At 62.3% G+C, this 19,069-nt stretch carries 21 protein-coding genes; 15 read left to right on the top strand and 6 right to left on the bottom strand.

Annotated features, from left to right (window positions below; all coding sequences use genetic code 11):
* Positions 1-2 precede the first annotated feature (2 nt).
* From AB4N64_RS08010 to AB4N64_RS07980, 7 genes are all read left to right on the top strand, one after another.
* Positions 3-773, top strand: a complete 771-nt coding sequence (locus tag AB4N64_RS08010) for an ABC transporter permease (protein WP_460123903.1) — start codon at positions 3-5, stop codon at positions 771-773.
* A 13-nt stretch (positions 774-786) separates the two neighbouring features.
* Complete coding sequence (locus AB4N64_RS08005) at positions 787-1,605, top strand: ABC transporter ATP-binding protein (RefSeq protein WP_460123900.1); 819 nt, start codon at positions 787-789, stop codon at positions 1,603-1,605.
* Positions 1,606-1,808: 203 nt separating this feature from the next.
* Positions 1,809-2,900, top strand: a complete 1,092-nt coding sequence (locus tag AB4N64_RS08000) for a sigma-54 interaction domain-containing protein (RefSeq protein ID WP_460123897.1) — start codon at positions 1,809-1,811, stop codon at positions 2,898-2,900.
* 189 nt (positions 2,901-3,089) lie between these two features.
* Positions 3,090-3,896, top strand: a complete 807-nt coding sequence (locus AB4N64_RS07995) for an energy transducer TonB (protein ID WP_460123894.1) — start codon at positions 3,090-3,092, stop codon at positions 3,894-3,896.
* A gap of 47 nt (positions 3,897-3,943) precedes the next feature.
* Positions 3,944-4,669: a MotA/TolQ/ExbB proton channel family protein gene (locus AB4N64_RS07990; protein ID WP_460123891.1), complete on the top strand. Its 726-nt coding sequence runs from the start codon at positions 3,944-3,946 to the stop codon at positions 4,667-4,669.
* Between the two features lies 1 nt (position 4,670).
* A complete protein-coding gene (locus tag AB4N64_RS07985) occupies positions 4,671-5,072 on the top strand; it encodes an ExbD/TolR family protein (protein ID WP_460123888.1) in 402 nt (133 codons plus the stop codon).
* 368 nt (positions 5,073-5,440) lie between these two features.
* A complete protein-coding gene (locus AB4N64_RS07980) occupies positions 5,441-5,626 on the top strand; it encodes a hypothetical protein (protein WP_460123886.1) in 186 nt (61 codons plus the stop codon).
* 35 nt (positions 5,627-5,661) lie between these two features.
* On the opposite strand, the gene AB4N64_RS07975 is transcribed toward AB4N64_RS07980, so the two are convergent.
* From AB4N64_RS07975 to AB4N64_RS07955, 5 genes are read right to left on the bottom strand one after another with little or no spacing between them, the layout of a single operon-like run.
* Entirely contained in the window at positions 5,662-6,417 is a 756-nt protein-coding gene (locus AB4N64_RS07975; RefSeq protein WP_460123883.1) for an ABC transporter permease, read from the bottom strand.
* Positions 6,417-7,616 carry an ABC transporter substrate-binding protein gene (locus AB4N64_RS07970; protein WP_460123880.1) on the bottom strand — a complete coding sequence of 400 codons (1,200 nt, stop codon included), beginning with the start codon at positions 7,614-7,616 and terminating at the stop codon, positions 6,417-6,419. The genes AB4N64_RS07975 and AB4N64_RS07970 overlap by 1 nt, the downstream gene beginning before the upstream one ends.
* Complete coding sequence (locus AB4N64_RS07965; protein ID WP_460123877.1) at positions 7,582-8,421, bottom strand: ABC transporter ATP-binding protein; 840 nt, start codon at positions 8,419-8,421, stop codon at positions 7,582-7,584. Before AB4N64_RS07965 ends, AB4N64_RS07970 begins: the two co-directional genes overlap by 35 nt.
* Positions 8,418-9,488, bottom strand: coding sequence for an acyl-CoA dehydrogenase family protein (locus AB4N64_RS07960; RefSeq protein ID WP_460123875.1), 1,071 nt, complete (start codon positions 9,486-9,488; stop codon positions 8,418-8,420). Before AB4N64_RS07960 ends, AB4N64_RS07965 begins: the two co-directional genes overlap by 4 nt.
* Before the next feature lie 19 nt (positions 9,489-9,507).
* Positions 9,508-10,065, bottom strand: a complete 558-nt coding sequence (locus AB4N64_RS07955) for a carboxymuconolactone decarboxylase family protein (RefSeq protein ID WP_460123872.1) — start codon at positions 10,063-10,065, stop codon at positions 9,508-9,510.
* 103 nt (positions 10,066-10,168) lie between these two features.
* Here AB4N64_RS07955 and AB4N64_RS07950 point away from each other — a divergent pair, with 103 nt between their 5' ends.
* The 3 genes from AB4N64_RS07950 (at position 10,169) to AB4N64_RS07940 (ending at position 11,985) form a co-directional block, all read left to right on the top strand.
* Entirely contained in the window at positions 10,169-11,080 is a 912-nt protein-coding gene (locus tag AB4N64_RS07950) for a cupin domain-containing protein (protein ID WP_460123870.1), read from the top strand.
* A 102-nt stretch (positions 11,081-11,182) separates the two neighbouring features.
* The gene (locus tag AB4N64_RS07945; protein WP_460123868.1) at positions 11,183-11,341 is read left to right on the top strand and encodes a hypothetical protein; all 159 of its coding nucleotides are present in this window, start codon (positions 11,183-11,185) and stop codon (positions 11,339-11,341) included.
* The gene (locus tag AB4N64_RS07940) at positions 11,338-11,985 is read left to right on the top strand and encodes a helix-turn-helix domain-containing protein (RefSeq protein ID WP_460123865.1); all 648 of its coding nucleotides are present in this window, start codon (positions 11,338-11,340) and stop codon (positions 11,983-11,985) included. The genes AB4N64_RS07945 and AB4N64_RS07940 overlap by 4 nt, the downstream gene beginning before the upstream one ends.
* A 75-nt stretch (positions 11,986-12,060) precedes the next feature.
* On the opposite strand, the gene AB4N64_RS07935 is transcribed toward AB4N64_RS07940, so the two are convergent.
* Positions 12,061-12,570: a hypothetical protein gene (locus AB4N64_RS07935; protein WP_460123863.1), complete on the bottom strand. Its 510-nt coding sequence runs from the start codon at positions 12,568-12,570 to the stop codon at positions 12,061-12,063.
* Between the two features lie 467 nt (positions 12,571-13,037).
* Between AB4N64_RS07935 and AB4N64_RS07930 the strand changes: the two genes are divergently transcribed.
* From AB4N64_RS07930 to AB4N64_RS07910, 5 genes are all read left to right on the top strand, one after another.
* Positions 13,038-14,090 carry an ABC transporter substrate-binding protein gene (locus tag AB4N64_RS07930; protein WP_460123860.1) on the top strand — a complete coding sequence of 351 codons (1,053 nt, stop codon included), beginning with the start codon at positions 13,038-13,040 and terminating at the stop codon, positions 14,088-14,090.
* 313 nt (positions 14,091-14,403) lie between these two features.
* On the top strand, positions 14,404-15,330 hold the full coding sequence (locus AB4N64_RS07925) for an ABC transporter permease (RefSeq protein ID WP_460123857.1): 927 nt from the start codon (positions 14,404-14,406) through the stop codon (positions 15,328-15,330).
* A complete protein-coding gene (locus AB4N64_RS07920; RefSeq protein WP_460123854.1) occupies positions 15,331-16,125 on the top strand; it encodes an ABC transporter permease in 795 nt (264 codons plus the stop codon).
* 214 nt (positions 16,126-16,339) lie between these two features.
* Entirely contained in the window at positions 16,340-17,800 is a 1,461-nt protein-coding gene (locus tag AB4N64_RS07915) for an NAD-dependent succinate-semialdehyde dehydrogenase (RefSeq protein ID WP_460123851.1), read from the top strand.
* 160 nt (positions 17,801-17,960) lie between these two features.
* Positions 17,961-19,049, top strand: coding sequence for an ABC transporter ATP-binding protein (locus AB4N64_RS07910; protein WP_460123849.1), 1,089 nt, complete (start codon positions 17,961-17,963; stop codon positions 19,047-19,049).
* Positions 19,050-19,069 lie beyond the last annotated feature (20 nt).

Below are 19,069 nucleotides of genomic sequence, written 5' to 3'. Positions count from 1 at the left end.
CCATGCCTGCCTTGATTCACCTGTGCCATCTTGGCCGTGGCCTGTTGCTGCCGCTGCTGCTGGTCGGCCTATGGGAATTGGCCTCGCGCCAGGGCGCCGCCCAGGCCTATGCGTTCGTGCCACTGGCCACCATCGGCCAAGGCCTGATGGAGCTGATCGACAGCGGCGCGTTGCTGATCAGCACGCTGGCCAGCCTGCAGCGTACCTGCATCGGCCTGTTGCTGGGGGTCACCCTGGGCGTTGCCGTGGGGGCGTCGATGGCCCTGTCGAGGGTGGTCGAGCGCGTGCTTGGGCCCCTGTACCACATCATGCGCCAGGTGCCGATCCTCGGGCTGATCCCGCTGATCGCCCTGTGGTTCGGCAGTGGCGAGGGGGCGAAGGTGCTGATCGTCAGCCTCGCGGCGTTTTACCCGATGACGCTCAATACGTACGAAGGCTTCAGCCACATCGAACCGCGCTACCGCGAAGTCGGCCGGATCTTCGAGTTCGGGCCGTTGCAGCAACTGACGCACGTGCTATTGCCCAGCGCCCTGCCAGCCATCGCCAACGGCATCCTGCATGCCCTGGCGTTCGCCTGGGTGAGTTCGGTGGGCGTCGAGTTGTTTCTTTCCACCGGCAACGGCCTGGGCAACCTGATGATGAACGCCGAGGCCGGCTCACGCATGGAGGTCGTGGTGATCGGCGTGCTGTGCATTGGCCTGCTCGGCTACGCCATGAACCAATTGTTTTCGCGCCTGAGCCAGCACCTGCTGCGCTGGCGCGACACTCGTTGAGGCTTAAGCAATCATGAACGCATTACTCAAGCAAAACTGGCTGGGGCAGACCGCGCATGTGCCGGGCTCCCTGGACATTCGCGGCCTGGGCAAGCAGTACGCCATCGAGGGCAAGCCCCTGACGGTGCTCCAGGACATCAACCTGTCCGTCAAGCCCGGCGAATTCGTCAGCATCGTCGGCGCCAGCGGCTGCGGGAAGTCCTCCCTGCTGCGCCTGATCGTCGGCCTGGAAGCGCAGTACAGCGGCGACATCCTGCTCGACGGCCAGCGCATCGATTCCACCAGCCTGGAACGCGGCATCGTGTTCCAGGACCACCGCCTGTTCCCGTGGAAAACCGTCGAGCAGAACATCGCCGTGGCGCTGAAGAACCATCCCCTGCCGAAACGGGAAAAGCAGCGCCTGGTGGCCGAACACATCCATCTGGTCAATCTGCAGGGCTTTGAAAACGCCTACCCGCATCAGTTGTCCGGCGGCATGGCCCAGCGCGCGGCGATTGCCCGGGCGCTGATCAACAAGCCGAAAATCCTCCTGCTCGACGAGCCCTTCGGCGCCCTCGATGCGCTGACCCGCGTGCACCTGCAACGCGAGCTGCAACGCATCTGGGTGCAGCAACGCAGCACCATGATCATGGTGACCCACGACGTCGAGGAAGCGCTGTACCTGGGCGACCGCGTGATCGTCATGGACGCGCGTCCCGGGCGTATCAAGCACGAAATCCAGGTCGACTTGCCCCACCCGCGCGAACGCCATTGCCCACGCTTGCACAAGCTCAAGGACGAGTTGCTGACGGAGCTGGTGGGCAGCGATCACATCGAGGCGTTACCGGTGTAGTCGTCACCACACGCAGGGCTGGCAGAGCGTATTCGAGAGCGGGTTTGAGCCGCTACGGCGGCACTCGCCCCGGGTTTTGCGCACCCTTTCCGCTCGATTTTCCGTATTCCAAATACGCATAAGCAAAGACGAATTAAGAATTTTTTTATCTATATGAATATCGTGCATGATCCTCAGGCGGTCTCAGCTACAGGAATAGCACCATGGCACTGATTACACATCCCAACGCCCGCGAGTTGACCAAATCGGTCCGGGCCACCGTACTGGTGTTCAAGGACCCACGCTCGCTGGAACTGCTCAATCGCATCGAGCGCCTCGCACCCAGTGACGCCAACGCGCTGATCATGGGTGAAACCGGCACCGGCAAAGAGTTGGTGGCGCGGCACATTCACAACTTGAGCCATCGGCGTAACGAGCCCTTTGTCGCCGTCAACTGCGGCGCGTTCGCCGAGACCCTGGTGGAAAGCGAATTGTTCGGCCACGAGAAAGGCGCCTTCACCGGCGCCACCACCAGCAAGGCCGGTTGGTTCGAAGCGGCCAAGGGCGGTACGTTGTTTCTCGATGAGATCGGCGACTTGCCGTTGAACATGCAGGTCAAGTTGCTGCGCGTGTTGCAGGAGCGCGAAGTGGTGCGCCTGGGTTCGCGTACGCCGATCCCGATCAACGTGCGCCTGGTGTCTGCGACCAACGTCAACCTGGCCGATGCGGTGGTGGCCGGCAACTTTCGCGAAGATCTATTCTACCGGCTGCACGTGGCGACGATCCGCTTGCCGGCACTGCGCGAGCGGCCGGGCGACATCCTGCCGCTCGCGGAATTTTTCCTCGAGGAACATTGCCAGCGCCTGGGCTACAACCGCGCCACCCTGAGCCCGGAATGCGAACGCAAGCTGCTCGACCACAGTTGGCCGGGCAACATCCGCGAGCTGGAAAACTCCATCCATCACGCCTTGCTGGTGTGCCTGAACAAGCGCGTGCAACCCGAAGATCTGCACCTGGTGGACATGCGCAACCACGGCGCCCGCCCGCCTGGCTCGTCATTGGCTTCGGGGCCTTCCCAGTCGCCGGCGAGCCTGGAAGAAGCGTTGGCCAAACTGTTCGAACAGAACCTGCCCAACCTTTACGAGCAGATCGAAGAGACGGTATTTCGCGAGGCTTATCGGTTCTGCCATGGCAACCAGTTGCAGACCGGGCGGATCCTGGGCATCAGCCGCAACATCGTCCGCGCCCGCCTGGAAAAGATCGGCGTACTCGCGCAATCACCACGCAGCGCCAGCCTGCTCGCCGCCAAACATTGAACACCCGCCTGCTGCTACAGCAGCAGTCGGGCAGCAACGCTGCTGCCTCAATCGCAGCGAACCTCCGAGTGATGAACACCACCGAGACCCCCTGCCCCAACGCCCACGCCACTTGGCCGCGTTTGGAGTGGCTGGGCACAGTAATTGCTCTTTTGCTTTCAACAGCTTTTTTCTTAACTGGAGTCAGTAATGGGCAACGTCCAAACCACTGCCGCGATGCCGGAGGCGCTTTGGCGCCAGGCCCCGGTCGGCGAGCTGGTCGACCTCGGCCGGGCGCCTCGGGTGCCGCTGCATCAACTGCGTTTGCAACGTGCGCCCAAGGGCGTGCTGAGCCGTCGCGAAGGCTTGCTGCTGAGTACGCTCGCCCTGCTGGCGCACGGCGCGGTGATCTACTGGATCAGCCAGCAGCCGACGACGGTCCTGCCGGTGGTGCCGCCGCAAATCCCGCCGATGACCATCGAATTTTCACAACCGGCTCCCCCGGTTGTCGAACAGCCACCACCGCCACCACCCCCACCACCGCCGGTGGTCGAACCGCCGCCTCCGGTGGTCGACGAGCTGGCCGCGAAACCCGCGCCCAAGCCCATTCCCAAACCCAAACCGGTGGTCAAGCCCGTGCCCAAGCTTGCGCCAAAAGCCGTCGAGCAACCCCCGGCACCACCGCAGCCGCCAACGCCAGTGGCCGCCCCGCCTGCCCCACCGGCACCGGCCCCGGTGACGCCGGCTTCAGCCAACGCCGCGTACCTGAAGAACCCCGCGCCGGAGTACCCATCGCTGGCCCAGCGTCGGGGCTGGGAAGGTACCGTCCTGCTGCGCGTGCAGGTATTGCCGAGCGGCAAGCCGGGGGAGATCCAGATCCAGAAAAGCAGCGGTCGCCAGCCACTCGACGACGCGGCGTTGAACGCTGTCAAGCGCTGGAGTTTCGTGCCGGCCAAACAGGGCGATGTCGCCCAGGTCGGCTGGGTCAGCGTGCCCATCGATTTCAAAATCAATTAACGATTTGAGGGGCGTGCGCATCGCGCTCCACACAGAGGGAAACCATCATGACACTCCTAGCCTCTCCACTTGAATCCATCGAAAGTGCCGTCATCTGGCTGCTGGTGGTTTTTTCCGTCGCGACCTGGGGCCTGGCCCTGCTCAAGGGCGTGCAGTTCGGTCGTCTGAAAGCCCAGGACCGGCGCTTTCACAAACAGTTCTGGGCCGCACCGACCCTGGACTCGGCCGCCGCCCTGGCCGAGACCCAGCCCGGCGCCGCGGCGCGGGTGGCCCAGGCTGGTTATGCGGCGATCCAGGTTGGCGAAGCACCGCACGCGGCTGACCTGAGCCAGGCAATCAATCATCAGGACCGCCTTGAGCGCGCCCTGCGCCAGCAGATCGTGCGCGAACGCCGCTCGCTGGAAACCGGCCTGGCGGTGGTGGCGAGCATCGGCAGTACGTCGCCGTTCATTGGTTTGTTCGGCACCGTGTGGGGCATCATGGAAGCCCTCAAGGGCATCAGCGCCGCCGGCTCCGCCAGCCTGGAAACCGTGGCCGGGCCCATCGGCGCGGCACTGGTCGCGACCGGCGTCGGTATTGCCGTCGCCGTGCCGGCGGTGCTGGTCTACAACTACTTCTTGCGTCGCCTGAAGCTGACCGCCGCGGACCTCGACGATTTCGCCCACGACTTCTACAGCCTGGCGCAGAAGAGCGCGTTCCGCGTGCTCGTGAACCCGGGCACTCGCAAGGTGGCAGTGCCAGGCAACACGCACAAAGTGCAGGAGGCGTCCTGATATGGCCTTCTCCACCCAAGACAGCGATGAGGTGCTGAGCGAGATCAACGTCACGCCGCTGGTGGACGTGATGCTGGTGCTGCTGGTCGTGTTCATCGTCACCGCGCCACTTCTGACCAACGCCATCCCGATCAACCTGCCCAAGACCGAAGCCGTGGCACCGGTCGAACAAAAGGACCCGCTGGTGGTAAGCATCGACGCCGCCGGCAAGCTGTTCATCAACAAGGACGAGATCCAGCCCGACCTGCTGGAATTCAACCTGCAGGCCGCCAAGGCCAAGGACCCGCAGGTGCGCGTGCAACTGCAAGCCGATGACGGGGTGAACTACGGCGAAGTGGCACGAGCGATGGCCTCGATCGAACGGGCCGGCATCACCAAGCTCTCAGTGATTACCGCGCGCTAAGCCACATGCTTTTTCCAGGCCGTCCCCTGCATGGAGACGGCTTTTTTTTGCTCTGATACCACCCCCTGTAGGAGCGAGCTTGCTCGCGATGGTCGCTAACGATAACGCGGCAAACCTGACACCCCGCGTTGACTGGGCCTCCATCGCGAGCATGCTCGCTCCTACAGTAGGCATCGGCCTGTCGCAACATGTGTGAACACCCCAAAACCCCTGTAGGAGCGAGCTTGCTCGCGATGGTCGTCAACGATAACGCGGCAAGCCTGACACCCCGCGTTGACTGGGCCTCCATCGCGAGCATGCTCGCTCCTACAGTAGGCATCGGCCTGTCGCAATATGGGTGAACACCCCAAAACCCTGTAGGAGCGAGCTTGCTCGCGATGACGATCTATCAGCCACCCTCCCATCAACTGACAAACCGCATTCGCGAGCAAGCCCGCCCCCACAATTGCGAGCAAGGGCTGTGGGCGCTGTACCTGTCGATGTTCCTCGGCCCGGTGCTGATCTACCCGCTGTTCCCCCTGCCCTCGCTGCGGTTTTTCATGGCCTTGCATTAACCGGCGGCGGCCACAGTGTCTGCCATGGCATTGGACTAGCCCGGTGACCAGCGCCGATGGAGGCTGCGCGCCACCGCATCGAGGGCAAATCCCAGCATGCCGATCAGCAGGACCGTCGCCATCAGTTCCGAGTAAGCCAGGCGGTCACGGGTATCCAGAATGAAATACCCCAGTCCCGCACTGACACCGAGCATTTCGCACGGCACCAGCACGATCCACAGAATGCCGATGGCCAGGCGCACCCCGGTCAGTACGTGGCCAAGCACGCCGGGCAGGATCACCTTGCGCAGGGTTTCCCAGCGCGTCGCACTGAGGCTGCGGCTCAGTTGCAGCCAGCGCGGGTCGAGCTGACGCACCCCCGCAGCGGTGTTGAGCAGGATCGGCCAGACGGCGGCGAAGGTCAGCAGGAAGTAGATCGGCTGGTCCCCCACGCCCATCAACATCACCACCACCGGCATCCACGACAGCGGCGAGATCATCCGCAGGAACTGGAAGGCCGGGGTGGTCGCCGCCTCGAGGTGTCGGTAACTGCCAATCATCAGGCCCAACGGCACACCAATCAGCAATGCCAGCAACATCCCAACCAGAATGCGCTTGAGGCTGACCAGCACGTGCTCGTACAACTCACCCCGCACCAACAACTCCACCAGGCTGGCCAGTGTCGCCTCGGGAGCGAATCGTGCCGCCAGGCCATCAGCGCTACCGAACAGGCGCACGCACAGCCACCACAGGAGCAGCAGGCACACCAGCCCCCCTGCCCCCAACAACCAGGATGAAAGATGCCTGGCCATCAGACGGCAAACTCTTCGCTGCGCTCGAAACTGTCCGCCAGGCCGAACGCCTTCAAGCCACCGACAGCGGCAATGGCGTTGCGCACAAAGCGGTCGTCCACCAGGTCGCGGGCAGCGGTCTGAGGATCAAGGCTGGCGAGAAAGCCTTTGTCGCCTTCGATCAACGTGTCCTTGAGGCGCCTGACCAGCTCTTCGGTGTAACTGGGAAACGGATACGGCTGGAAGTCGATGCGCTGTTCATCCCAATGGCTGTGCTGGATTGCCCCACTGGCCAGGTACTGCTCGCGATCACCGGCTGCGGGCGCCAGCACCCGCTGCAACACTGGCTGGGCGTGAGGCGTGTAGCGATTGTCGCCGTCTTTGGACAACAGCTTGGCCGCCGCTTCGCGATTGTCGCGGGTCCACAACTGCGCCTTGACGATGGCGTTGACCACCTTCTGCGACCACTCGGGACGGTTGTTCAGGTCCTGTTCGTGCATGAACACCACACAGCAGGCGTGGTTGCGCCAGATATCGCCGGTGAAGCGTTGCACCCGGCCCACCTTGAGGTCTTCGGCCAGGGCGTTGAACGGCTCGGCGACGATGTAGCCGGCGGTGCGTTGGCTGGCCAGCGCCGGCGGCATGTCCGAGGGTGGCAGCACCAGCAGGTTGACCTCGTTCGGCGCCAGCACGGCACCCGCCGGCTTGCTGACCGGCACCAGTCCATGATCACGAAACAGTTGCTGCACCACCACGTTATGGATCGAGTACCAGAACGGAATCGCCACCGATTGCCCGCCCAGTTGCTTGACCTCGGTGATACCCGGCGCCACGGTCAGGCCCGAGCCGCCCACATGGTTCCAGGCCACGACCTTGGCCGGCACCTTGCTGCCATAACGCGCCCACACGGTCATCGGCGACAGCAGGTGAATCACGTTGACCTGACCGGATATGAACGCCTCGATCACTTGCGCCCAACTGCGCAACAGCACGGGGCGTTCGGCTTGAATACCCTCGGCTTCGAACAGGCCATTGTTGTGGGCAACGAGCAGTGGCGTGGCGTCGGTGATCGGCAGGTAACCGATGCGCACCGGCGCGTTCGGATCAGACGCGGCGCGCGCTTGCAGGCTATTGAGCAAGGGCAGCGCGCCGCCAGCGGTCAGCAGGGCGCTGAGTTTGAGGAAGTCACGACGTGTGTGAGTGAAGTCGTCCAGGCACATATTCAATCTCCGGTTCGGGCAAGGGTTGGGAATGTGGGTTGCGGCTCGCCCGCCGAAGGGTTTTAAGAATGTCGATTCGCAGTGCGCCCAGTTCCTCGACCAGCTCGGCACGCGGCTGAGGCAGGTCGATGCGCCATTGCCCGAGGGTCCGCGCCGGGCTGTTACCCAGTAGCAGAATCCGCTCGGAGAGCAGCAGGGCTTCGTCAATGTCGTGGGTGATCAGCACGGCAGCGGTGTTGTGCTCGGCAATGACTTGAAGCAGCAGTTGTTGCATGTCGGCGCGGGTCACTTCATCCAGCGCACCGAACGGCTCATCCAGCAGCAACACCTGTGGCTGGCGCGCCAGGCAGCGCGCAATCGCGGTGCGCTGGGCCATGCCACCGGACAGTTGCGCCGGGTAGTGGTGCCGGGCGTGTTGCAGGCCGACGGCAGTGATCGCGTGATCGATTCGCGCCTTGCGTTCCGCCAGGCTCAGGTGCGGCTGGCGGGCGAAGTCGAGGCCGAACGCGACGTTCTTTTCCAGGCTTAGCCAAGGCAACAGGCTGGGGTCCTGGAACGCTACCGCCACCCGTGGATGAGGGCCTTCGAGCGGTTCGCCATGCAGGCTCACGCGACCGCGATGGGCCGCTTGCAGACCGGCCAGCACCCGCAGCAGGCTGGACTTGCCGACACCGCTGGGGCCGAGGATGGACACCACTTCCCCCGCCTGCAGTTGCAGGTCGAAATCCTCCAGCACCGCCTGCCAGCCCTGCGCACGGACATAACCGAGGCTGATGCCCTCGGCCTGCAGCACCAGAGCGCTCATGCCGCCGCGTCCGCTGCATGGCGCTGCAATTCGGCGTGCAGTTGCACCAGGCTCGGCGTGACGATCGGCACGAACGCCGACTCGCGCCAGCGCCTGGCGAAACCACTGCCGTACTCGCTGAGATAGGCCTTGCCGCCACTGGCCTGCAACTCGAGCTGCACCGCCTGCGCCGCCGATTCGGCCAAGGCAATGCGCAGGCGAAACAAGGCCGCTGGCCGGGTGAGAAAACGACCGTCGAGCAGACCCGCTTTCAATTCACCGACGGTGTGCTCCAGTCGCTCGCGTTGTTGCAACAAGGGTTCCAGCAGTATCGAACGAGCCCCTTGCAAATGCGCCTCGACTTCTTGCAATGCGCGTCGCGCCAGCCCAATCGCCATCGCACATTGCAACCCGAGAAACGCCGGGCGCACCGCCGGCAGGAACACCCGCGCGTCGTCATGCAGCAACCAGTTGCGATCCACCTCGACCCTTTGAAAATCCAGCGCTGCGGTATTGCTCGACTGCAAGCCCATCAACTGCAAATCGTCGGAGCGCCGTACGCCAGCCACGGCATCCGGTATCGCCAGGATAAAAGGTGCACCCCCGGCTTCGTCGTCGATGGCTGCCGCTACCACGAAACCGCTTTTGCGCAGGTTGGTCACCCAGTGCAGGCGACCGTTGAGGGTCCAGCCCTGGTCCTGGGCGGTGGCGCGCACTTGCAGGGTTTCGATGCCGGAGAGGAATTTCATGGCGTTCGACAAGCCGGTGGCGCCAGCCAGCTCGCCGGCCAGCAGCGACGGCAACAAACGCTCACGCAGCTGCATATTGGGACTTTGCAGCAGGTATTCGATAAAGGCTCGTTGACCCCAGAAGACGAATGCCGCTGCAAGGGAATGGCTGGCCACCTCAGCCACCACCTCCACAGCATCGGCGATGTCACCACCGCTGCCGCCCAGTGCCGGATTGATGCCGACCCGCAGGATGTCGGCAGTGGCCAGTTGCGCCAACACCTGCTGTGGATCGCCCTCGCCCACGTCCAATGCCTGGGCGTGCGCGTCCAGCCATTGACTCAGTGCCGGGTTGAGCATGTGGTTTCCTCCTGTTCGATCATTGTCCTGACTGCCAGCGATAGCGCGCCAGCTCCGGGTTGAGTGGCGTGCCGGCGAAGACGTTGGCAAAGTTGCACAGGGTCGCCAGGCTCACGCCGAGGATTACCTCCAGCGCGTTGCCCTCGCTGTAACCGGCAGCCTTGAACGTGGCGTAGGTCGCCTCGCTGACGTTGCCACGCGTGGCAATCACTTCACGGGCGAAGGCAGCCAGGGCTTCGAGTTTTTCCTGCGGCAAGGTGGCTTGTTCACGCAAGGCGCTGACCACTTCGTCCGGTAGCTTTGCCTTGTTCACGGCGACGGCAGTGTGCCCGGCCACGCAAAAATCACAGCCATGGGTGGTGGCGGCGACCAATTGCACCACCTCGCGCTCGGGCAGGCTCAGTTCGGCTTTGCCATTGAGCGCCGATACCGTAACGTAGGTTTCGAGCGCGGCCGGCGCATTGGCCAGCACCGCCAACAGATTCGGGACGAACCCGGAGGCCTTCTGTGCGTTTTCAAGGAACGGCCGAGCCGCTTCGGGTGCGCTTTGCAGCGTATGTAGGGTGACGCGCGACATGGAGTGGACTCCTGCTGTGGGGTGTCCTGCAAGTCTGTTGGTTATAAGAATTCCGATCCATATTCTAAAGTAGCGATTACTTGCTCCTGAGTGTTTCCATTAGATGATTTCGTCGAGCCCACTGGTTGATTGGTTATTAGAGAGCCTGGAACTGCAGGCCAGCCTGTTTCACGTCGGGCGCTACTGCGGTGGCTGGCATGCGAGCACCCACGGCATGGCGCGAGCCAGCTTCCACCTGATTGTCCAGGGCCATTGCTGGCTGCACATCGACGGTCAGGAACAGGCCCAGCGCCTGGACGCCGGCGATGCAGTATTTCTGCTGCGTGACCTGAACTATCGGCTGTCAAGTACGCCAGACAGCGACACCGCGCAGCGCCTGCCAAAAATGAGCATGACGGCCCTGGACAGCCAGGCGCAGGACGGTGTCGGCCTGGTCTGCGGCTTCTTCCATTTCAAGTCCGGATTGTCGTCGCTGATCATTGAAGGGTTGCCGGACTGGATCATCCTGCGCGCAGGAGACCCGTCCTCGAACGCGGCCAGCGCGCTGTTCCAGTTGATCCTCGAAGAATGCCAGCGCCTGCCCGCGCCCTCCTCCGCATTGCTGGAGCGCCTGAGTCACTTGCTGTTCCTCTACGTGTTGCGCCAACAAGTCGCGGACAACCCGGACCTTGGCGGGCTGGTGGCCCTGGCGAGACATTCGCAGTTCGCGACGCTGCTGGATCAGCTGATCGAACAGCCGCAACACGCCTGGTCGCTGGAAAGCATGGCAGCCTGTACCGGTTTGTCGCGCTCGGCGTTCTTCAAGCGATTCAGCGAACTGGCCGGGCAATCTCCAGGTCAGGTGCTGCTGGCCTTACGCATTCGCCATGCCTGCCAGTTGCTCAAGAGCAATCACACCGTGGAACAAGCCTGCAGCGCAGTGGGCTACCAGTCGATAGCCGCTTTTACCCGGGCGTTCACCAAGGCCGTGGGCGTGCAGCCAGGGGCTTATCGCAAGCAACACGAAGGGCGCTGATAAAAGAACAAAAAAGAATTAATAAATACAAAATCAGTATTTATCGTTATAAAAATATCGGCGTAATCTCGGGTCATTCCGTCATAGACCACGAAGTGCCTTATGAACCCGACCACCAACCTCATCGATTTCGTCGCTTATCGCAAACGCAAGCAAGCCCAGCAACGGGCTCGGGCCATGTGGGAAATGTATGCACGCAATGCTGGCCTGGGCTTCCAATGGGTCCAGGCTTCGCCGTCGAACGAGACCCGCCACGCGTGAGTGTCCAGGAACCCTCTCGCTTTCTGGCGAGTGCCGACCAACCCGTGCCAGACTTCAATAACCCGGCCTCCTCGGAAGAAGACCCGATCTGCGAACGGGTGTCGCAAAACCTGCAACGCCTGCGCGCCAAGCGCCATCTGTCCCTCGACGCGCTGGCACGCCAATGCGGCGTGAGCCGGGCGATGTTGGCGCAGATCGAATCCGGCCGCAGCGTGCCGTCGATCAAGGTCCTGTGCAAGATTGCCAAAGGCCTGAAGGTATCAGTAGCAGCGTTCCTGGAACACCGCGCATTCGAAGGCGTTGCCGTATTGTCGGCCAGCCAGAGCAAGCGCCTGGTCAGTGGCAATGGCGCATTCGTCAGCCGAGCGCTGTTCCCTTTTGACGTGACCCGCCAGTCGGAGTTTTATGAATTGCGCCTGGGCCCGTTGGGCGAGGACACTTCAGAGGGCCACGGACCGGGCGTACAGGAAAACCTGGTGGTGTCACAGGGTGTGCTGGAAATCAGCGTCAATGATGAGCGCTATCTGCTGTCGACAGGCGACTCGATCCTGTTTTATGCCGACCAGCCCCACCGCTATCGCAACCCGGCGGACAGCGAGGCGGTGGCGTATCTGGTGGTGACGTACCCTGAGCGGTTGGATTAGCAGCCCCAGGTAACCATTCGGGCAATAAAAAACCGGCCAATACGCATTGGCCGGTTTTTTTAAATCCGCCGAAAATCAGCAGGTGCAGCACATCATCGGCATGCCGTTGCAGCTCATCATCATCGGCATACTGCAGTCGTTCATCATCTTCATCATCAGAGCGCAGCAATTCTTCATCATGTCCATGTTCATGCCGGCCATCGGCATGATTTTGCACATCATGCAATCGGCCATCATGGTGCATTCCATCACGCACTTCATCGATGGCATCGGCATGCCCATCATCGGCATCGGCATCATCATGTTCATCATCGGCATGGCCATGGCCGACTGTGCCATGCACATCATGCTCATGTTGCCGCAATGCATCATCATCGGCATGCCGCAGTTCATCATCATCTGCATCATTTCGGCGCTGTTCTTGAACATCGCCATGTCCATGCCAGCCGCCGGCATCATCTTGCACATCATGCCGTCGTCCATCATTTCGCAGGACATGGTCGCCATCATCATCGGCATGCCCATCATCGGCATCATCGGCATATTGGCGTTCATCGGCATTTGCATCTGCATGGCATTCATCATGGCGGCGTTCCCTGAAGCAAGAGTTGGATAAAGTTGATGTGGGCAATTCTATGGATTAGCGGGATGCCAACAAGACGCCGATCGAACAGCAAATCCGGCTGCTGGAGTCCAGTAAGCGAGGTATTTGAAGCCGATGACCGACGCGATGACGAACGAACGTCCGCCATAGCGAATGCGTTCGGCGTCATGAGGTGTTTAATGCGGTTATGGATATGCGAGAAACATCTATTCAAATAACCCAGAGAAATAATCGATCTAACGGGTGAAGCATTCTTCCAGCTCACACCCGGCGCACGAAATACCGTGCCCGCTCGCATATTCGCAATAAACCACTTTTCATCCGCGCATTTGTGGCCGCTTCGTTCATGGACAAGCCGGTACATTAGATCTCCATGGTCCCGCAGAGCGACCGACAACAAAACCTACAGCTCGCCTCAGAAAATCTGCCAACCATTCGGAGTCTTTCCATGAGCACATCGCGCACCACCGCTTTCAAACTCGCGAGCCTGGCCCTGTTCATCGGTTGCGCCACGCAGGCCATGGCCGAGGACATCACATTCGTGTCCCAGGGCGGCGCCTACCAGGAAGCCCAAAGCAAGGCGATCCTGGAACCTGCGGCGAAAAAGCTCGGCCTGACACTCAAGCAGGACAGCTCGCCCAAGGCCTACCCGATCATCAAGACCCAGGTCGAGAGCGGCAAGGTCACCTGGGACGTGGTCGACCTGCCCACCGGCGACTGCATCCGCGGCGAAGCCGAAGGCCTGTTCGAGAAGCTCGACCCGTCGTTGATTCCCAACGCGGCGCAGATACCCGACAGCCTCAAGGACGAATACAGCGTTGGCTACATCAGTTACTCCACGGTGCTGGCGTATCGCACGGACGCCTTCAAGGGCGCGGAAGTGCCCAAGACCTGGGCCGACTTCTGGGACACCAAAAAATACCCGGGCCAACGCTCCCTGCGTAACCTGCCACGTCCTACCCTGGAAATCGCGCTGCTGGCCGACGGCGTGCCGATGGACAAGCTCTATCCGCTGGACGTCGATCGCGCCTTCCGCAAGCTTGAGCAGATCAAGCCCGACATCGCCACCTGGTGGACTTCCGGCGGGCAGTCGGCGCAACTGATCAGCGACGGCGAAGTGGACATGATCCAGGCCTGGAACGGCCGCATCACCGCTGTACAGGCCGCCGGTGCACCCGTGGCATTCGACTACAACCAGGGAGTGCTTGAAACCAACTCGTTGTGCGTCCTCAAGGGCTCGCCGCACAAGGTGGCCGCCATGAAGTTCGTCAACGAAGCCATTGATGCCAAGCTGCAAGCGGCGCTGCCGATGATCATCGACTACGGCCCGCTAAACCCCGAAGCCTTCAAGACCGGAGTGATCCCGGCGGACCGCGAGGCCAAGCTGCCTTCGGCACCCGGCAACATCTCGCGCCAGGCCCTGCTCTCGGCGCAATGGTGGGCCTCCGAAGCCGGGGTGAAGGCCGAAGAACGCTGGTTGTCCTTCGTCCAGAAAAAGTAACCACCGCTCCTCGCTGCGCCGCAGGTTAGAAGCCTCGGCGCAGGAGATGCCGTCTGCCCACGCGATTTCGACATAAAGCGCTTGCGCACCGGTCAATTGCGTCCACTTCATTCGTTGGCATACCGGTACATTAGGCCTGAGGGTCCCGCAGAGTGACCTGTGCAGACAACTCGCGCTCGCCTCAAGTACCTGCCCACCATTGGGAGTTCTTCACATGACACTATCCGAGCACCGCCCCCCGCTGTCCGCCACCGCCAGTGCTACCCGCCAGTGCTGGATGCCCTCCAGCCCTGCGCAGTGACGAGAGGTCATCATGTCCAACGCCTATCTCGCCAAATCCATGCCCGACTCCAGCGATCAGCACCAGCCACCGCTGACCAGCGAAGATGCCCTGGCCCGTGAAGAACGCAAGGAACACACCTCCATGCTGTTGCTGCTCACCCCGGCGCTGGTCATGGTCGTGGTGCTGTTGATCATGCCGCTTTGCTGGCTGGCCTTTCAGTCGGTGCAGACCGAGGAAGGTTTTTCCCTGGCCAACTACATCCGCATTTTCCAGGAAAGCATTTACTGGGACACCTTCGCCCTGACCTTCAAGATCAGCTTCCTGGTGACGATCCTGTCGATCGTCATGGGTTTCCCCATCGCCTACGCCGCCTCGCGGCTGCACGGTTTCTGGGCCAACCTGATCCTGATCTGCGTGATCCTGCCGTTCTGGACCAGCGTGCTGGTGCGCGCCTATGCTTGGCTCGTGCTCCTGCAACGCCGCGGGCTGGTCAACCAGACGCTGATGGACCTGGGCATCATCGACCAACCCCTGACACTGATGCACAACACCACCGGCACGGTGATCGGCACCCTGCACGTCATGCTGCCCTTCATGGTCCTGCCGCTGTATTCGGTGATGAAAAAAATCCCCCAGGACCTCATGCAAGCGTCCGAGAGCCTCGGCGCCAAGCCCTTCTACACCTTCCGCCGGGTCTTCCTGCCGATGGCAGCGCCGGGGGTCATGGCCGGTTCCATCCTGGTGTTCGTCATCTGCCTGGGCTTCTTCATCACCCCGGAACTGCTCGGCGGTGGCCGCACGATCCTGGTGTCGATGCTGGTGCAACGCAACGTCGAGCTCTATCACGCCTGGGGCGCGGCCAGCGCGGTAGGCCTGGTGCTGCTGTTTGTGGTGTTCCTGATCTTCTGGGGCATCAACCGTTTCATCCCCATCGAACGCATCCTGGGAGCGCGCTAAATGAACCTGCTTGCCAACCTGCGTCATCTTCGCCTGTCCCACGTGCTGTTCACGGTGCTGGTCGCGGCGATCCTGTTGTACCTGATCATCCCGGTGCTGATCGTGGTACCCATGTCGTTCTCCGAGGCGCGCTTCCTGCAATTCCCACCCAAGCAATGGTCCTTTCATTGGTATGAAGCATTCTTCAACAGCGTGGAGTGGATGTCGGCGGCGCGGGTCAGCCTGATCACGGCCTTTTTCACCATGGCCATCAGCCTGCCGATCGGCATGGCGGCCGCCTATGCCATCAACAACTCGAGCCTGAAGGTGGTGCGTACGCTGCAGATCATCCTGCTGTTGCCGATGATGGTGCCGATCATCCTGATCGCCGCCGGGGTGTTCTTCGTCTATGCCCGCGTCGGCCTGATCAGCACGCTGACCGGCCTGGTCCTGGCGCACATCATGCTCGCCCTGCCCTACGTGATCATTGCGCTGCTGGCCGGACTGCGTAACTTCGACATGTCCCAGGAAATGGTGGCCCGCAGCCTGGGCATGAACCGCTTTCGCGCCTTCATGGCCGTGACCCTGCCCCAAATCAAACCCAGCGTGGTCTCGGCGACACTGTTCGCCTTCATCACCTCGCTGGATGAAACCGTGGTGGCGCTGTTCATCTCCGGCGGCGACAACCAGACCCTGACCAAGCGCATGTTCACGGCGCTGCGCGACGAGATCGATCCGACCATTGCCGCCATCAGTTCGATCCTGATCCTGGCGTCGCTGATCCTGGTGGTGGTCGCCGGACGCAACAAGCAATAGCGACCCCGACAGGTCCGCCCGTTGAACCCACTTGCCCGCGATTGCGGGCAAGTGCGTTTTTACCTACCTGCCAGGGCATTCCCACCCCAGCACAGCCTGCCGTCACACGCCGTAATTCAGCATCTATCACCCGTGCCCGGGCTCATCTCGGCATCGGCCACTGAACGGGGCTTTTTACAATGAAGCCATCGTCCCCACCCTCAAGGCCCAGATCATGTTGAAAGAGCAACTGCGTGACCCCTCACTGCTTGTCGAGCGAGCCTATGTCAACGGCGCCTGGATAGAGGCCGATGACGGCGCGACCCTGGACGTCACCAACCCCGCCGACGGCAGCGTGATCGCCCGGGTACCCGCGTTGCAGGGTGCTGAAACCCGCCGCGCGATCGAGGCGGCGCAGGCGCGCTTCGCCACCTGGCGCGAAGTGCCGGCCGCGGAACGTGCGCGTTACCTGGAAGTGTGGTTTGCCCTGATCATGGAAAACCAGGAAGACCTGGCCCTGATCATGACCGCCGAGCAAGGCAAGCCGCTGACCGAATCCCGTGGCGAAATCGCCTACGGGGCGAGTTTCGTCAAATGGTTCGCCGAGGAAGCCCGACGCATCTACGGCGACACCATTCCCTCGCCTGCCAGCGACCGGCGCATCCTGGTGCTCAAGCAACCCATCGGGGTGGTCGCGGCCATCACGCCGTGGAACTTCCCCAACGCCATGATCACCCGCAAATGCGCGCCAGCCCTGGCCGCTGGCTGCACGGTGCTGGTCAAGCCGTCGGAAATGACCCCGTTGTCTGCCTTGGCATTGGCGGTGCTGGCCGAGCGCGCGGGCATCCCGGCCGGTGTGTTCAACGTGCTCACCGGCCTGCCCGCCGGGGTCGGCGGCGAGATGACCGCCAACCCGGACGTGCGCAAATTGTCGTTCACCGGCTCGACCCGCGTCGGCCAACTGCTGATGAGCCAGTGCGCCGCCACCATCAAGCGCCTGAGCCTGGAACTGGGCGGCAATGCGCCGTTCATTGTGTTCGACGACGCCGACCTGGACCTGGCCATCGCCGGCGTCATGCAGAGCAAATTTCGCAACGCCGGGCAGACCTGCGTTTGCGCCAACCGCATCCTGGTGCAGGACGGCATCTACGAGCGTTTCGCCGAACGCCTGAGCGCGGCGGTCGCCGAGCTCAAAGTCGGCGACGGCTTGCAGAGCGGTGTCACCATCGGCCCACTGATCAATGCCGCTGCCGTGGACAAGGTGGCCCGGCACATCAACGATGCGCTGGACAAAGGTGCAAGCATCGCCATCGGTGGCGCACCTCAAGGCGAGGGGCTGTACGTGCAACCGACCGTGCTGCGCGATGCCAACGCCGACATGCTGCTGGCCACTGAAGAAACCTTTGGCCCGGTGGCGCCGCTGTTCCGTTTCAAGGACGAAGCAGAGGCCCTGACCCTGGCCAACTCGACGCCCTACGGCCTGGGTGCGTACTACTTCACCCAGGACATGCGCCGCGCCTGGCGTGTGGGTGAGCGCCTGGAATTCGGCATGGTCGGGCTCAATACCGGGATCATTTCCATGGAAGTGGCGCCCTTTGGCGGCATGAAGCAATCGGGCACCGGCCGTGAGGGTTCCAAATACGGTCTGGATGAATTTCTCGAGGTGAAAGCCTGGCACATCGGTGGCCTCGGCTGATCGAGGGCGGCGCAAGGCAGCCTGTAGCCCTCCACCCGCGCCGGACAGCAGATCCTGTTGGTCCGGCGCCCCAAAACGGCACGAACCGGGTCTGCGCCTGTGTTCAGATAACAGCAGACATCTATCGGGCAATCCCTGGTTCTACAGAGGACGACACTTCATGAATTTCACTGAAGGTTTTGAATCGGTCAGCGTTAACAAGGTGTGCAAGCACTACGGCAGCCTCAAGGCATTGAACAACGTGGACCTCAAGGTCGAAGCCGGGGAATTCATGTCATTGCTCGGCCCCTCGGGCTCGGGCAAGACCACCTTGCTGAGCATCCTGGGCGGCTTTATCCGCGTCAGTTCCGGCAGCATTTTGTTCGGCGAGCGCGACGTGACCCTGATGCCACCGCACAAACGTGAAATCGGCGTGGTGTTCCAGAACTACGCGTTGTTCCCGCACATGACCGTCGGCGAAAACGTCGCCTTCCCGTTGCGTGCCCGTGGCGAAAGTGCGAGCAAGAGCCGCGACCGGGTCAAGAGTGCCCTGGCGACCGTCGAGCTGTCCGGTTACGAGGACCGCAACATCGCCGCTTTGTCTGGTGGGCAGCGCCAGCGCGTGGCCCTGGCCCGCGCCATCGTCTTCGAACCCAAGCTTATTCTGATGGATGAGCCGCTGTCGGCGCTGGACAAGCAACTGCGTGAAATCATGCAGATCGAACTGCGCGCCCTGCACAAACGCCTGGGCGCCACGATGATCTACGTGACCCACGACCAGCGCGAAGCCCTGACCATGAGTGACCGTATTGCCATCATGCGCGGCGGCCAACTGGTCCAGGTCGATACGCCTCGCCGCCTGCACGATCACCCGGCCGATGATTTTGTCGCCAGCTTCATCGGTGAAAGTACCCTGGTACCCCTGCAACGCGGCGCCGACAACGGCTTGACCCTGGGCTCCACGCCCCTGCGCACCACTCGCCCGGTGCCGGCCACAGGCGACGTGTTCCTGGCCCTGCAAGCGGAAAAGCTGCTGCTGGACAATGCCAACTCGGGGCCGGAATGGAACCGTCTGCGCGGTCGGGTTTCCGACATCGTCTTCCAGGGTGAAAGCCTCAAGGTCTTCGTCGACCTCGAAGGCGGCCCGACCGTCAGCCTGCGTCAACCCAGCCATCACGAAGGCAACCTGAGCCTGCCACCGATTGGCGCGCCCATGCTGATGCGCCTGCACCCCGAAGACACCATCGTGGTACCCCGCGCCGGGGTTTGATTCAACCGATTCACAGCACT

The sequence above is a fragment of the Pseudomonas sp. S2_C03 genome, from assembly GCF_054668405.1.
Note: the sequence above shows the minus strand (reverse complement) of the source record. Positions and strands in the feature narration are given on the sequence as shown.

What these genes read in the sequence shown, in the direction of transcription:
- AB4N64_RS07930 (WP_460123860.1), top strand. Translation starts at nt 13,038, where the DNA reads ATGAGCACATCGCGCACCACCGCTTTCAAACTCGCGAGCCTGGCCCTG.
- AB4N64_RS07975 (WP_460123883.1), bottom strand. Translation starts at nt 6,417, where the DNA reads ATGGCCAGGCATCTTTCATCCTGGTTGTTGGGGGCAGGGGGGCTGGTG.
- AB4N64_RS07935 (WP_460123863.1), bottom strand. Translation starts at nt 12,570, where the DNA reads ATGATGAATGCCATGCAGATGCAAATGCCGATGAACGCCAATATGCCG.
- AB4N64_RS07995 (WP_460123894.1), top strand. Translation starts at nt 3,090, where the DNA reads ATGGGCAACGTCCAAACCACTGCCGCGATGCCGGAGGCGCTTTGGCGC.
- AB4N64_RS07955 (WP_460123872.1), bottom strand. Translation starts at nt 10,065, where the DNA reads ATGTCGCGCGTCACCCTACATACGCTGCAAAGCGCACCCGAAGCGGCT.
- AB4N64_RS07970 (WP_460123880.1), bottom strand. Translation starts at nt 7,616, where the DNA reads ATGTGCCTGGACGACTTCACTCACACACGTCGTGACTTCCTCAAACTC.
- AB4N64_RS07925 (WP_460123857.1), top strand. Translation starts at nt 14,404, where the DNA reads ATGTCCAACGCCTATCTCGCCAAATCCATGCCCGACTCCAGCGATCAG.
- AB4N64_RS07960 (WP_460123875.1), bottom strand. Translation starts at nt 9,488, where the DNA reads ATGCTCAACCCGGCACTGAGTCAATGGCTGGACGCGCACGCCCAGGCA.
- AB4N64_RS07950 (WP_460123870.1), top strand. Translation starts at nt 10,169, where the DNA reads ATGATTTCGTCGAGCCCACTGGTTGATTGGTTATTAGAGAGCCTGGAA.
- AB4N64_RS07945 (WP_460123868.1), top strand. Translation starts at nt 11,183, where the DNA reads ATGAACCCGACCACCAACCTCATCGATTTCGTCGCTTATCGCAAACGC.
- AB4N64_RS08010 (WP_460123903.1), top strand. Translation starts at nt 3, where the DNA reads ATGCCTGCCTTGATTCACCTGTGCCATCTTGGCCGTGGCCTGTTGCTG.
- AB4N64_RS07910 (WP_460123849.1), top strand. Translation starts at nt 17,961, where the DNA reads ATGAATTTCACTGAAGGTTTTGAATCGGTCAGCGTTAACAAGGTGTGC.
- AB4N64_RS08005 (WP_460123900.1), top strand. Translation starts at nt 787, where the DNA reads ATGAACGCATTACTCAAGCAAAACTGGCTGGGGCAGACCGCGCATGTG.
- AB4N64_RS07965 (WP_460123877.1), bottom strand. Translation starts at nt 8,421, where the DNA reads ATGAGCGCTCTGGTGCTGCAGGCCGAGGGCATCAGCCTCGGTTATGTC.
- AB4N64_RS07920 (WP_460123854.1), top strand. Translation starts at nt 15,331, where the DNA reads ATGAACCTGCTTGCCAACCTGCGTCATCTTCGCCTGTCCCACGTGCTG.
- AB4N64_RS07990 (WP_460123891.1), top strand. Translation starts at nt 3,944, where the DNA reads ATGACACTCCTAGCCTCTCCACTTGAATCCATCGAAAGTGCCGTCATC.
- AB4N64_RS07985 (WP_460123888.1), top strand. Translation starts at nt 4,671, where the DNA reads ATGGCCTTCTCCACCCAAGACAGCGATGAGGTGCTGAGCGAGATCAAC.
- AB4N64_RS08000 (WP_460123897.1), top strand. Translation starts at nt 1,809, where the DNA reads ATGGCACTGATTACACATCCCAACGCCCGCGAGTTGACCAAATCGGTC.
- AB4N64_RS07915 (WP_460123851.1), top strand. Translation starts at nt 16,340, where the DNA reads ATGTTGAAAGAGCAACTGCGTGACCCCTCACTGCTTGTCGAGCGAGCC.